This is a genomic window from Sulfurospirillum multivorans DSM 12446 (assembly GCF_000568815.1).
In the GTDB taxonomy this organism is placed as follows: Bacteria; Campylobacterota; Campylobacteria; order Campylobacterales; family Sulfurospirillaceae; genus Sulfurospirillum; species Sulfurospirillum multivorans.
Map to the genome: position 1 here is coordinate 3,030,402 of NZ_CP007201.1, position 12,962 is coordinate 3,043,363.

The window sequence follows — 12,962 nt, forward strand, 5'->3', positions numbered from 1 at the left end:
GTAAAATCCCCAAAGGAGTTGCCTGATGTCTGTGAAAAGTGATATTGAGAAAGTTTTAAAATCCACGATCCAAAGTACCCCTGGACAAACCGAGTTCTACCAAGCCGTTGAGGAGGTTTTAATCTCCCTTGAACCCCTCTTGCGTGCTGAGCCCAAATACGATCAGTACAACATTTTAGAGCGCATTGTCATCCCCGAGCGTCAAATTCTCTTTCGCGTTGTCTGGATGGACGACCAAGGCAAAATCCAAACCAACATCGGCTACCGTGTGCAGTTTAACTCCGCCATTGGACCCTACAAAGGCGGTCTTCGCTTTCATCCAAGCGTCAATCTTGGTATCATCAAGTTTTTAGGCTTTGAGCAGATTTTTAAAAACTCCCTCACAGGTCTTGCCATCGGTGGAGCCAAAGGTGGAAGCAATTTTGATCCTAAAGGGAAAAGTGAAGGCGAAATCATGCGTTTTTGCCAATCGTTTATGGTCGAACTCTCCAAACACATCGGTGAAACCAAAGACATTCCTGCGGGTGATATTGGCGTGGGTGGGCGTGAAATTGGCTATATGTTTGGTGAATACAAGCGCCTTACGAGTCGTTTTGAAGGTGTACTAACGGGTAAAGGGCTCAACTGGGGTGGCTCCCTCGCGCGCACCGAAGCAACAGGGTATGGCTCGGTCTATTTTGCAGAAAACATTCTCAACAAAGCAGGCGACTCACTCAAAGATAAAATCTGCACCGTCTCAGGTGCTGGCAACGTTGCACTTTACACGATCCAAAAGCTCTATGAGATGGGCGCACTTCCCGTTACATGTAGCGATTCAAAAGGGATGATTTACGATAAAAATGGCATCGACTTTACAGCACTGAAAGCGATCAAAGAGGTGGCACGTAAAGACCTGAGCGAGTACATCAAAATTCGTCCCAATGCCGTCTACATTCCTCTATCCGACTACCCACAAGGCACCAATGCTGTGTGGAGTATCCCTTGTTTTGCCGCCTTTCCCAGTGCAACGCAAAATGAACTCAACCTTACCGACATCCAAATTCTCTACAAAAATGGCTGTCGCTTGGTCAATGAGGGTGCGAACATGCCCAGCACACCCGGTGCGATCGACTTTATGATCTCCCACAAGATGTTTTACGGCCCTGCCAAAGCCGCCAATGCGGGAGGCGTTGCAACCAGTCAACTTGAAATGAGCCAAAATGCCAGCATGCAAAAATGGACGTTCCCTGAGGTCGATAGCAAACTTCATTCGATTATGAAGTCTATTTTTGATCTTGCCTACGCTACCTCCAAAGAGTTTGGAAATGAGGGAAATTTGATGCTAGGAGCCAACATTGCAGGCTTTAGGAAAGTAGCTGATTCCATGATCGACCAAGGCGCAGTCTAGTTTACATGTAAGGATTTATGAGGCATGTTTTGAAGCGCTCTTTTCGTGATGAGCGCTTCAAAACGTGCCTCACGCCACCTCGTTATCTTCGCGTATCACCCTATCGTGATTGATTAAAATCTATACACTTCCTTTGATCAAAAAATATCGTTATCGTGTTAGGATTCCATTATCAAAAAAGGAAATCTGGACATGAGTAGCGAATATAAATTCGTTTATGGAAGTAAAACGTATCAGTTTAAAGACTTAAAAGCGTTGATGGCAAAGGCGACACCCAAACGCTCAGGCGATATTTTAGCAGGAGTTGCGGCGAGTTGTGAAGAAGAGAGAGTCATCGCGCAAATGCGCCTGAGTGAAGTACCGCTTCAAACGTTTTTACAAACCGCGCTTGTCCCTTACGAGAGCGATGAAGTGACACGACTCATTGTTGATGAACACGACGCTTTGGCGTTTTCTCCCATTGCCAATTTAAGCGTGGGTGAGTTTAGAAACTGGCTTTTAAGCGACGCCACAACACCCGAAGTTTTAAGCGCTCTTCAAAAAGGACTCACGCCTGAAATGGTTGCGGCGGTGAGTAAAATCATGCGCAATCAAGAACTCATCATGGTCGCCAAAAAATGCGAAGTCATCACCGCGTTTCGCAACACCATTGGGCTTCGTGGACGGCTTTCCACGAGACTCCAACCCAACCACCCCACCGATGATATGATGGGCATTGCGGCAAGTATTTTAGATGGTCTTTTATACGGCAATGGCGACGCTGTCATCGGCATTAACCCCGCGACGGACAATGTCACGCAAGCGATTAAACTCCTGAAACTCCTCGATGAGATTATCGCGAAGTATGAAATCCCTACCCAATCGTGCATCTTAACCCATGTGACCAACACGATTGAAGCCATTGAAAAAGGCGCCCCTGTTGACTTGGTCTTTCAATCCATCGGTGGAACAGAAGCGACCAATGAAAGCTTTGGCTTTAGCCTCGCCACCTTAAAAGAAGCGCAAGAAGCAGCACTCTCTTTGCACCGTGGCACGGTGGGAAATAACGTCATGTACTTTGAAACAGGACAAGGAAGCTCACTCTCCGCCAACGCTAACTTTGGGGTCGATCAGCAAACTTGTGAAGCCAGAGCGTACGCGGTGGCTCGAAAATTTAACCCATTGCTTGTCAACACTGTTGTAGGATTCATAGGACCCGAGTACTTGTATGATGGCAAAGAAATTACCAGGGCTGGGCTTGAAGACCACTTTTGTGGCAAGCTTTTAGGCATACCAATGGGATGTGACATCTGCTACACCAATCACGCCGAAGCCGATCAAAACGATATGGACAACCTGCTCACACTCCTGGGTGTGGCGGGGGTCAATTTCATCATGGGCATTCCAGGCTCAGATGACATCATGCTCAACTACCAAACCACCTCGTTTCACGATGCCTTGTACGCAAGACGGGTGTTGGGGCTTAAACCCTCCCCCGAATTTGGAGCGTGGCTTGAAAAAATGCAGATCTTCAAAAACATGGACGGCTATATACTTAATGATGCGATACCGCCACTGTTTGAAAAATCCCTCTCGAGTGTTTTAGGACCTACATCATGAATGATCCCGTTGTCAAAAACCCTTGGTCGGCATTAAGAGCGTACACCGACGCACGTATAGGTCTTGGACGTGCGGGCATTAGTGTGCCCACACATGAACTTTTGAACTTTCAACTCTCCCACGCCAAAGCCCGTGATGCCGTGCATTTGCCTTTACATGTAAACGCACTTTTGGAAGGTTTTGCGCGTCTGCCTCTGGACATACGTCTTTTAGGTGAAGGCAAGGCGGAGGGGCTTTTGCAAGAAGGGGTAAGTCCTATTTTGCTTCACTCACAAGCCCAAAGCAGGGACAGTTACCTCCAACGCCCCGACCTTGGACGAAGACTGGATGATCGTTCAAGGCAGAGCTTAGAAGCGTTACAACAAGGAGCGTCGTATGACCTTGCTATCGTGGTGGTCGATGGACTCTCTTCCCTTGCCATTCACGAAAATGCTTTAACGTTTATCCAAACACTGACCAAAGAGCTTGCTAAAGATACGCAGGAGTGGAAACTTGCCCCTTTTTGCATTGTTGAGCAAGGCAGAGTCGCCATTGGCGATGAAGTGGGAGAGCTTTTACATGTAAAGAGTGTCGTGGTGCTTATTGGGGAGCGACCTGGGCTTAGTTCGCCCGATAGTTTGGGATTGTACATGACCTATGCGCCGAAAGTTGGGCTCACGGATGCTTATAGAAATTGCATCTCAAACATTCGCAAAGAGGGATTAAGTTACGAGGAGGCCGCTAAAAAAACGCTCTATTTATTAAAAGAATCACGAAAATTACAGCTCTCAGGGGTCGCCATTAAAGAAAGAGCGTACGAAGATGAGACGTTAAAAATGACGCAAGAAAAAAACTTTCTACTTAACTAAAAGGATTTAATGATGGAAAAAGGAAAAAGCATGGCACACAATGAAGCGTATTTAGCCAAAAGACAGCTCAAAAAAGGAACAGCAGGCTGGTTACTTTTAGCAGGGCTAGGAGTTTCGTATGTTATCTCAGGTGATTTTGCGGGATGGAACTTTGGTATAGCCCAAGCGGGTTGGGGTGGATTTTTAATCGCCTCTATTTTGATGGGGGTGATGTATATGTTTCTCGTGCTCTCTCTTGCGGAAATGTCCGCAGCCATTCCAGCAGCGGGTGGCGGTTACAGTTTTGCCAGACACGTCATGGGACCAACGGGAGGCTACTTAACAGGTTTAGCAATTTTAATCGAATACGCTCTCGCACCCGCAGCGATTGTTATTTTTATCGGTGCGGCAACGGAACAACTTTTGGGAATTGATGGGCCTATCGTTTACGCTGCTTTTTATGCGGTGTTTATTGGTATCCATGTTTTGGGTGCGGGTGAAGCACTGAAAACCATGATGGTCATTAGTGCCCTCGCCGTTTTCGCCATTATTGCAACAGCCGTTGCGTTGATCGGTGATTTTAATGTTGCCAATTTGTTTGACATAGTGCCCGCGCAAGACGTTGTGGGAGCTACATCATTTTTGCCTTTAGGATGGCATGGTGTTTGGGCGGCATTGCCGTTTGCTATGTGGCTTTTTTTAGCGGTTGAGGGCGTTCCACTCGCTGCTGAGGAGGCAAAAAATCCTGCTAAAGATGTTCCAAAAGGCATCATCGGCGCAATGGTGTTTCTGCTTTTTACCGCCGCCTTGGTACTTTTTTTACTCGCAGGAGCCAGTGGTGCTCAGATGATGGGTGAGAGCAAAGTGCCTTTAGTCGATGCTCTCAATGCCGTAGGTAGCACTAAACTTGCCACCCTTGTCAATGTCTTAGCGCTTGCGGGTCTTATCGCCTCTTTCTTTTCCATTATCTATGGGTACAGCAGGCTGGTATTTGCACTCTCACGTGCGGGGTATTTACCACAATTTTTATCGCTCACGGGCACACGAAAAACACCCCTATGGGCTTTAATTATTCCTGGTGTGTTAGGATTTTTTGCTTCATTGAGCGGAGAAGGTGATTTGATGCTTGCAATGGCAGTTGTAGGTGCGACGATTTCGTATGCCTTGATGTCACTCAGCCATATCCTTTTAAGAGTGAAACACCCTAACATGAGACGACCCTATAAAACCCCTGGAGGGATTGTAACCTCAGGCATTGCACTGGTTTTATCGCTTATCGCCCTAACCGGTGTCTATGCGTTTGATCCAAGAGCCTTCAACTATACCTTGGTACTTTATGCGATCGGTGCACTTTACTTCTTTGCATACAGTAAAAATCATTTGGTTGCCAAAACAGCGGAAGAAGAGTTTGCGATGATAGCGCAAGCAGAACAAGAGTTAGAACACGAACTGTAAATTGAGTGGATGTGAGGATAACTCCTCACATCTTTTAAGCACCTAAAGTATTAAAAACACGATCTCCTGCATCTCCAAGACCTGGGACGATGTAACCATTTTCATTGAGTCCTTCATCAACACACGCGGTAAAGACAGGAACGTCTGGGTGAATTTCACCAAAACGTTTTAAGCCCTCGGGTGCTGAGACCAAGGCGAGGAAGCGAATATCTTTCACCCCTTTACCTTTGAGAAAATTCACTGCATCAATCGCAGTTCCACCCGTTGCAAACATTGGATCGATGATGATCGCAGTGCGCTCTGTGTGGTCAGCAGGAAGTTTGGCATAGTAAAACTCGGCTTCAAGCGTTTTTTCGTTGCGTTGAAAACCCAAAAAGCCCACACTTGCATCAGGAATCAATTTAAAAACACTGTCCAACATACCAAGAGCTGCACGAAGAATGGGGCAGATCATGATCTTTACATCTAATTTATGCGTATTTGCCACCGCAACGGGAGTCTGAACCTTCACGTCTCTTAGAGGCAAATCTCTCGTTGCTTCAAAGAGCATCAAATACGAGATTTCGTCCACCAAAAGTCGAAAATGAAAGGGCTCTGTTTTTTCATCTCTTAAGATCGAGAGTTTATGCGCAATAAGAGGATGTTTGATGACGTGGACATTTTTCACTTATTTTTGCTCCGCGTCGATCATCGCTTGAAGGTCTCGTTTGTACAGACCAATATCAAAATCCTCAACACGTGCAACACCGTCTTTAATCGCCGCTTCTGCAACCGCAGCAGATACCCAGACAAGCACGCGTCTATCAAACGGTTTAGGAATAATGTAATGAATACCAAATTTCAAATCTTCACCATTGTACGCTGATTTAACGTACGCGGGAACTTCCTCTTTAGCCAATTTTGCGAGAGCCACAGCCGCTGCCATTTTCATGCCTTCGGTTACTTTGGTTGCTTTGACATCCAAAGCACCTCTAAAGATGAACGGGAAGCCTAACACGTTATTGACTTGGTTAGGATAGTCACTTCTTCCTGTTCCCATCATCACGTCATCTCGTACCGCATGAACCTCTTCTGGCAAGATTTCCGGTGTTGGGTTTGCAAGGGCGAAAATGATTGGGTATGGATTCATCGATTTGACCATCTCTCCTGTCACGACACCAGGCGCTGAGAGCCCAAGGAACATATCTGCACCATTCATCGCATCTTCTAACGTTCGATCGCTTGTCTCAAGGGCAAACTCTGCTTTGTAACTGTTAAGGTCTGTTCGTCCAGAGTGAATCACACCTTTGGTATCGATCATAACGATCTTTTTAGCCCCTAAAAGTTTGTACATTTTCGCACATGCAATCCCTGCTGCTCCAGCTCCTGAGACAACAATTTTCATATCTTCGATTTTTTTACCGCTGATTTCAAGGGCATTGATAAGTCCAGCAGAAGTAATCATTGCCGTTCCATGTTGGTCATCGTGCATAACAGGGATATTCACGCATGCTTGAAGTTTTGTCTCGATCTCAAAACATTTAGGTGCTTTAATATCTTCAAGGTTAATACCCCCAAATGTTGGAGCGAGTGCTTTACAGATCGCTACGATTTTATCGGCATCATGTTCATCCAGTTCAATATCAAAAGCATCAACGCCTGCAAATTTTTTAAACAGAACGGATTTGCCTTCCATAACAGGTTTACCCGCAACAGCGCCAATATCGCCAAGTCCAAGAACAGCGGTTCCATCGGTAATAACCGCAACAAGATTTCCCTTGTTAGTGTAGGTATAGGCTAATTCGTTATCTTTTTCAATCTCTAAACATGGATGCGCAACACCTGGAGTATAGGCCATAGAAAGGTCTCTGGCTGTATCACAACGTGTTTTGACATTGATCTCGATCTTTCCACCGACATGGTATGCTAAAGATTCCTCTTTTGTTACTTTTCCTTTATGACTCACCAGAACTCCTTTGAAATAAAATTAATGTTTCGATTCTTTTGACCACGTCTTCATATCCAATAATTTCCAAAACGTCGAAAATGGAAGGACTGACCGAACTTCCTACCATCGCAATACGAATCGCTTGCGCCAAATCTTTAAGTTTTAAACCACGCTCTTCTAAGAATGCTTTGGTAAATGTTTCAAATTCACTCGCTAGTAAAAGCGATTTTTCACCTTTTAATGCTACCAAATACTGCTCTAAAACGCCTAATCCATCGGCTGTTAAGAACTTTTCAACGGCTTTTTCATCGTAACACGTTGGTGCCTCTAAAATCTGCTTTACAAGGCTTGCAAACTCAACCAAGGTCTTTGCACGATCACGAAGTGCGTCAATCAGTAACGCTTTCTTTACATGTAAGGAAATATCGACATCAAAAAAGCGCAATTCTTCAATTAAACGCTCATAACTCGCCTGCTTAATATAGTGCGCATTCAGCCAAACCAACTTCTCTTGGTTATACGCCGAAGCTGATTTATTGATATGGGAAGGATCAAAGAGTGCTTGCATTTGCTCAAAGGAGAAAATCTCCTGATCGCCATGACTCCAGCCCAAACGAATCAGAAAATTAAGCAGCGCTTCTGGCAAGTAACCTTCGCGTTTATAATCCATCACATCCACTGCACCATCGCGCTTGGAGAGCTTTTTACCTTGAGGATTTAAGATCATCGGGACATGGTAAAATTTGGGAATGTCAAAACTAAGTGCCTCGTATAAAATGATCTGTTTTGGTGTATTGGAGAGATGATCATCGCCACGAATGACTTCATTCACACCCATCAGCGCGTCATCAATGACAACAACAAAGTTATACGTTGGCGTACCATCACTGCGTGCAATGATAAAATCATCCAACATATCGCTCGCATTAAAAGTCACTTCACCTTTGACCCCATCGACAAAGGAAACCACACCACTCGTAGGCGCTTTGATGCGAATGACAGGCTCGACTCCCTCGGGAGGAGTACCTGTAAAATCACGGTATCTGCCATCGTAATGGGGGCGCTCTTTGCGTGCGGATTGCGCTTCACGAAGGGCATCAAGATCCTCTTTGCTCATATAACATTTGTACGCTTTTCCCGCATCTAAAAGCTTTTGAACATAGCTTTTATACAGATCAAAACGCTCAGACTGATACACAATCTCACCTTCATGCGCCAATCCAACCCATTTAAACGCTTCTACAATGGCGTCTGCGGCTTCTTTAGAGTTTCGCGCGAGGTCTGTATCTTCAATGCGAAATAAAAATTTTCCACTGTTTCTTTTTGCCCAAAGATAGCTGTAAAGAGCTGTACGAAGCCCTCCAATATGCAAATATCCCGTAGGGCTAGGGGCAAAACGTGTCACTATCATGACTCTACCTTCATTATAATTTGATGAATTATGTATAAATTATGTATCATTTTGTTACGCGGTAACTAAAAATTCTACGAGAGCGGACGCAAAAACACTTTTTTAATTTCTTTTGTCTAAAAACATGTTATCATTCGTAGCTCTTATTTTTAATACAAACACGATTATATAGCTATTTTTCTTAAAACAAAGGACTATTGATGAAGATAAAACTAAAGGTGTTAACTTTTGTAACGTTGAGTGCTACCCTTCTTTTTTCACCTGCAAATGCGGGAACCATTGATGGCGTTTCAGTCATTATTAACAAAGAACCCATCACCCTTTATGATGTTTTCAAATACTCACAACGCTTTAACATCTCTAAAAAAGAGTCTTTGGATATTTTGGTACGACAAAAACTTGAAGAGTCTGAGATCAAAAAACAAAATATCGTCGTTGATAGTTTTGAAGTCGACCAGTACATCGAAAATTTGGCAATCAGCAACAACATGAGTCAATACGACTTTCTCAACATGATTCGCTCAAAAAACATTGATGTCTCTGAGTACAAAGAAGATCTTAAAAAGAAATTGCAACGCGATAAACTGTATAAAAAAATCGTCAATACCAAAATGCAACAGATGGGTGATGGTGAGCTTCAAGCCTATTACAACGAAAACCTCAATGAATTTTCACAAGCCAGTGCGTTTGATGTAACGATCTATACCAGCGCAAATCAACAAAGCCTTGCTGCGATTCAAAACAACCCTATGAGTGCCGTCAATGATGTTGAACTTAAAGAGGGAAAACTTGAAGCGAGTAAAACCGATCCAAAATTAGCAGCCCTGCTTAACAAAACCGCCATTGGTAAATTTTCGCCTGTTGTCAAATCCGATGCAAATAACTACGCGATGTTTTTTGTGAAAGAGAAACACAATGTTCAAAGTGTCTCATTTGAGAATGCTAAAAATTATATCTATTCAAAGTTGAGTGAAGGTAAAGAGCAAAAAGCGATTGAAGAATTTTTTGAAAAACTCAAATCTTCTGCCAATATTCAAGTTGTTAGAGCACCTTAAAACGGTTCTAAACGTTTACATGTAAAAAAGGGGGGGTGAGCCATTTTAAAGCTCACCCCCCCCTTTTTTTATAGATTCTTATTCTAAATACGTCTTTAAAGCAAAGCTCTAAAGACTACGTTAACACTGGGTTTACTTCGGCAGTAAGCCCGCGCACCTTTGGTGTTTTTCTGCTTGCAAAATGAATTTTGCAAGCAGTCTAATAACGTGAAAGGTAGTTTGTATCGAAATTATTCTCGATAAAATCTTCATTGTCCATCATATTTAAGTGAAAATCACGAACCGTTTTAATGCCTTCAATTTGCAACTCACTCAACGCTTGTTTCATCTTCGCAATAGCGCGTGTGCGGCTCTCGCCCCAGACAATAAGTTTTCCAATCATGGAGTCATAATTGGGTGGCACGATGTAGCCTTGATACGCATGCGAATCCATACGCACATTGCGCCCTCCTGGGATGATGTACTTTGTAATCTTACCGGGGCTTGGAATGAATTTGACAGGATCTTCCGCCGTAATGCGACATTCAATCGAATGACCTTTAAAGCTAAGTGCACTTTGATCAAAGAGTTTTTCACCCTCCGCCACGCGAATCATCCATTCGATGATGTCAATGCCACTGACCATTTCACTCACACAATGCTCCACTTGAAGTCTCGTGTTCATTTCCATAAAGTAGAAGTTTTTATCGGCATCTAAAAGAAACTCAAACGTACCCGCATTTTCATAGCCGATGTATTTGGTCGCTTTAACCGCGACTTCATGAAGTCGTGCTCTGGTCTTGGCGTCGAGTGCAATAGCAGGAGATTCTTCGATCAATTTTTGGTGACGTCGTTGCAATGAACAGTCGCGCTCACCAATGTGTACGACATTGCCAAACGAGTCGCCAATGACTTGCACTTCGATGTGACGAGGATTTTTGATGTATTTTTCCATATAAAGCGCGCCATCACCAAAGGCACTGAGCGCTTCACTCTCCGCAGCAAGAAACGATTTTTCCAAATCTTCCATCTTCTCAACCACACGCATACCACGTCCGCCACCGCCAGCACTGGCTTTCACAATAACAGGAAGCCCGATCTGCTCAGCCAATTTTTTAGCGTCTTCAACACTCTCAAGAATGCCTTCGCTCCCAAGAATTACAGGTACACCTGCTTTTTTCATCACATCTTTGGCTTTGGATTTATCGCTCATCAAAACCATAGAGTCAACCGAAGGACCGATAAATTTGATGTTGTGATGTTGGCACACTTCGACAAACGTTTGATTTTCACTTAAGAAACCATACCCTGGAAAGATCGCGTCACACCCACTGATCTCAGCCGCGCTGATGATCGAAGGAATACTAAGATAACTCTCCGATGATTTTGGCCCACCAATGCAAATACTCGCATCGGCATGTTGAAGATAGAGCGCATCTTTGTCCGCAGTAGAATAAACCGCAATCGCTTGCTTGCCCATCTCTTTGATGGTCCTTATTGCGCGAAGGGCGATCTCGCCGCGATTAGCAACAAGAATTTTCTCAATCTTCATTACACTTTCTCCACCGCAAAGATTGGCATATCGTATTCTACTGGCTGACCATCTTCAACAAGGATTTCTAAAATTTTACAGTCAAACTCTGCTTCGATTTCATTCATAATTTTCATCGCTTCGATAATTCCGATAGGCTGACCTTTACGGATAATATCGCCTACTTTTGCAAACGGAGCCGCACCCGGAGCTGGAGATTTGTAGAATGTTCCTACCATCGGTGATTTCATACTAAGTCCAGTCGGTGCCGCATTAATGCTTGCTTCGCCACCAACGTGCGCGGCAGGTGCTACAGTAGTAGACGCAGGCACAACGCTTGGAGCTTGCATAACAGGCGCTGCTGCATACGCAACAGGACCATCAAAACCTTTTTGAAGTTCAATGCTAAAATCACCCTCTTTGATTTTCAGTTTTGTAATATCGCTTTTATCAAAAATACGTATTAACTCTCTAATCTCACTTTTGTCCATTCGGTTTCTCCTAAATATTTGCCATTTTTTGGCATGACATAAAATGTGTTATAATACCACACTAAATATATACGATCACTTAAGGGAAGTTATGGGTTTAAAAGCAGACAGTTGGATACGAGAAAAATCGCTCAAAGAGCGTATGATAGAGCCTTTTTGCGAAGAGCAAGTGGGCAAAGATGTCGTCAGTTATGGTGTGAGCAGTTACGGGTATGACATCCGCGTAGGACGTGAATTTAAGATCTTTACCAATGTCAATTCCACCGTGGTTGACCCCAAAGAATTTGACGATAAAAATGTCATCGATTTTGAAGGTGACATCTGTATTGTCCCCCCAAACTCGTTTGCCTTAGCACGTACGGTTGAGTACTTTAGAATCCCAAAAAACGTCCTAGCCATTTGTCTAGGAAAAAGCACCTATGCACGTTGTGGCATCATTGTGAATGTAACACCTTTTGAGCCAGAATTTGAAGGTCACATCACCATCGAAATTTCAAACACGACACCACTCCCCGCCAAAATTTATGCCAACGAAGGCATCGCGCAAGTCCTCTTTTTAGAGGGTGATACCGCGTGTGAAACCACCTATAAAGATAAGCACGGTAAGTACCAAGGGCAAACAGGCATTACCTTACCACGCATTTTAAAATAACCGCTGATGGCTTTACATGTAAAGGCTTTAGAACACACCAATGCAGAAGAGTTTGATGGTTTTTATGCCATCTACTCTACTGCATTTCCCCTTTGTGAACAAAAATCTCGCGATGCACTTTTAGCGATGCAACACGCCTCTTTTTACACGATTTATCTTGCTTACAATGACGAAAAAATTGTTGGATTTTGCATTATGTACCATCCGCACGATGACAATTTTTGCTTGCTTGAATACATGGCGGTTGATGAGAGTCTTCGTGGTATTGGACTTGGCTCCACGCTTTTACAAAGTAGCATTGATCATCTTTTTAAAACGCATGGTACACGCGCACTTTTGATCGAAATCGACTCACCTGAAAAAAGCTCGAAAGAGCAAGAAATTCGTGAAAAACGGGAAGAATTTTACCGTCGTTTGGGTGCGTTAAAAATAGATCCATTTGATTATATCCTTCCCTCTCAAACCAGTGAACTTGCTCCTCCAATGGAGCTTTTGGTATACCATCCAACTCTGCGCGAAGTTTCGAAAGAGAGCTTGCAAACATGGCTTGAAAAACTTTATGAAAATGTGTATGGATGCTCCAAAACAGACCCACGCATTGCGCACATGTTAGCGCATGTACCACAGATTTTAACCCTTATGTAAAAG

At 43.8% G+C, this 12,962-nt stretch carries 12 protein-coding genes; 7 read left to right on the forward strand and 5 right to left on the reverse strand.

Annotated elements, in window-relative coordinates; all coding sequences use genetic code 11:
* Positions 1-25 precede the first annotated feature (25 nt).
* The 4 genes from gdhA to eat all read left to right on the forward strand — a co-directional run bounded on the left by gdhA (position 26) and on the right by eat (position 5,268).
* Positions 26-1,387, forward strand: coding sequence for an NADP-specific glutamate dehydrogenase (gene gdhA, locus SMUL_RS15720; protein ID WP_025346205.1), 1,362 nt, complete (start codon positions 26-28; stop codon positions 1,385-1,387).
* Between the two features lie 192 nt (positions 1,388-1,579).
* Positions 1,580-2,986 carry an ethanolamine ammonia-lyase subunit EutB gene (locus tag SMUL_RS15725; protein ID WP_025346206.1) on the forward strand — a complete coding sequence of 469 codons (1,407 nt, stop codon included), beginning with the start codon at positions 1,580-1,582 and terminating at the stop codon, positions 2,984-2,986.
* The gene (eutC, locus tag SMUL_RS15730) at positions 2,983-3,834 is read left to right on the forward strand and encodes an ethanolamine ammonia-lyase subunit EutC (protein ID WP_025346207.1); all 852 of its coding nucleotides are present in this window, start codon (positions 2,983-2,985) and stop codon (positions 3,832-3,834) included. Before SMUL_RS15725 ends, eutC begins: the two co-directional genes overlap by 4 nt.
* A gap of 30 nt (positions 3,835-3,864) precedes the next feature.
* On the forward strand, positions 3,865-5,268 hold the full coding sequence (gene eat, locus SMUL_RS15735; protein ID WP_025346208.1) for an ethanolamine permease: 1,404 nt from the start codon (positions 3,865-3,867) through the stop codon (positions 5,266-5,268).
* Positions 5,269-5,302: 34 nt separating this feature from the next.
* Here eat and upp read toward each other — a convergent pair whose 3' ends face one another.
* Genes upp through gltX form a run of 3 tightly spaced genes read right to left on the reverse strand, consistent with a single transcriptional unit; the run spans position 5,303 to position 8,606 of the window.
* Positions 5,303-5,935 (reverse strand): uracil phosphoribosyltransferase, encoded by a 633-nt coding sequence (upp, locus tag SMUL_RS15740; protein WP_025346209.1) that lies wholly within the window; start codon positions 5,933-5,935, stop codon positions 5,303-5,305.
* A complete protein-coding gene (locus SMUL_RS15745; RefSeq protein WP_025346210.1) occupies positions 5,936-7,213 on the reverse strand; it encodes a malic enzyme-like NAD(P)-binding protein in 1,278 nt (425 codons plus the stop codon).
* Positions 7,203-8,606, reverse strand: a complete 1,404-nt coding sequence (gltX, locus tag SMUL_RS15750) for a glutamate--tRNA ligase (protein WP_025346211.1) — start codon at positions 8,604-8,606, stop codon at positions 7,203-7,205. The genes SMUL_RS15745 and gltX overlap by 11 nt, the downstream gene beginning before the upstream one ends.
* Before the next feature lie 200 nt (positions 8,607-8,806).
* Between gltX and SMUL_RS15755 the strand changes: the two genes are divergently transcribed.
* Positions 8,807-9,661, forward strand: a complete 855-nt coding sequence (locus tag SMUL_RS15755; RefSeq protein WP_025346212.1) for a peptidylprolyl isomerase — start codon at positions 8,807-8,809, stop codon at positions 9,659-9,661.
* A 199-nt stretch (positions 9,662-9,860) separates the two neighbouring features.
* Here the strand turns inward: SMUL_RS15755 and SMUL_RS15760 are convergent, their stop codons facing one another.
* Both SMUL_RS15760 and accB read right to left on the reverse strand, forming a co-directional pair.
* On the reverse strand, positions 9,861-11,192 hold the full coding sequence (locus SMUL_RS15760; RefSeq protein ID WP_025346213.1) for an acetyl-CoA carboxylase biotin carboxylase subunit: 1,332 nt from the start codon (positions 11,190-11,192) through the stop codon (positions 9,861-9,863).
* Positions 11,192-11,662, reverse strand: a complete 471-nt coding sequence (accB, locus tag SMUL_RS15765; RefSeq protein WP_025346214.1) for an acetyl-CoA carboxylase biotin carboxyl carrier protein — start codon at positions 11,660-11,662, stop codon at positions 11,192-11,194. Before accB ends, SMUL_RS15760 begins: the two co-directional genes overlap by 1 nt.
* A 91-nt stretch (positions 11,663-11,753) precedes the next feature.
* On the opposite strand from accB, the gene dcd reads away from it, so the two are divergent.
* Together dcd and SMUL_RS15775 are read left to right on the forward strand one after the other, a co-directional pair.
* Positions 11,754-12,314, forward strand: coding sequence for a dCTP deaminase (gene dcd / locus SMUL_RS15770; RefSeq protein WP_025346215.1), 561 nt, complete (start codon positions 11,754-11,756; stop codon positions 12,312-12,314).
* A gap of 6 nt (positions 12,315-12,320) precedes the next feature.
* Positions 12,321-12,959: a GNAT family N-acetyltransferase gene (locus SMUL_RS15775; protein ID WP_025346216.1), complete on the forward strand. Its 639-nt coding sequence runs from the start codon at positions 12,321-12,323 to the stop codon at positions 12,957-12,959.
* Positions 12,960-12,962: the final 3 nt, after the last annotated feature.

Excerpts from the sequence above, each read along its gene's own strand:
- gdhA (WP_025346205.1), top strand. The coding sequence starts at position 26 with ATGTCTGTGAAAAGTGATATTGAGAAAGTTTTAAAATCCACGATCCAA.
- SMUL_RS15725 (WP_025346206.1), top strand. The coding sequence starts at position 1,580 with ATGAGTAGCGAATATAAATTCGTTTATGGAAGTAAAACGTATCAGTTT.
- eutC (WP_025346207.1), top strand. The coding sequence starts at position 2,983 with ATGAATGATCCCGTTGTCAAAAACCCTTGGTCGGCATTAAGAGCGTAC.
- eat (WP_025346208.1), top strand. The coding sequence starts at position 3,865 with ATGGCACACAATGAAGCGTATTTAGCCAAAAGACAGCTCAAAAAAGGA.
- gltX (WP_025346211.1), bottom strand. The coding sequence starts at position 8,606 with ATGATAGTGACACGTTTTGCCCCTAGCCCTACGGGATATTTGCATATT.
- SMUL_RS15755 (WP_025346212.1), top strand. The coding sequence starts at position 8,807 with ATGAAGATAAAACTAAAGGTGTTAACTTTTGTAACGTTGAGTGCTACC.
- SMUL_RS15760 (WP_025346213.1), bottom strand. The coding sequence starts at position 11,192 with ATGAAGATTGAGAAAATTCTTGTTGCTAATCGCGGCGAGATCGCCCTT.
- accB (WP_025346214.1), bottom strand. The coding sequence starts at position 11,662 with ATGGACAAAAGTGAGATTAGAGAGTTAATACGTATTTTTGATAAAAGC.
- dcd (WP_025346215.1), top strand. The coding sequence starts at position 11,754 with ATGGGTTTAAAAGCAGACAGTTGGATACGAGAAAAATCGCTCAAAGAG.
- SMUL_RS15775 (WP_025346216.1), top strand. The coding sequence starts at position 12,321 with ATGGCTTTACATGTAAAGGCTTTAGAACACACCAATGCAGAAGAGTTT.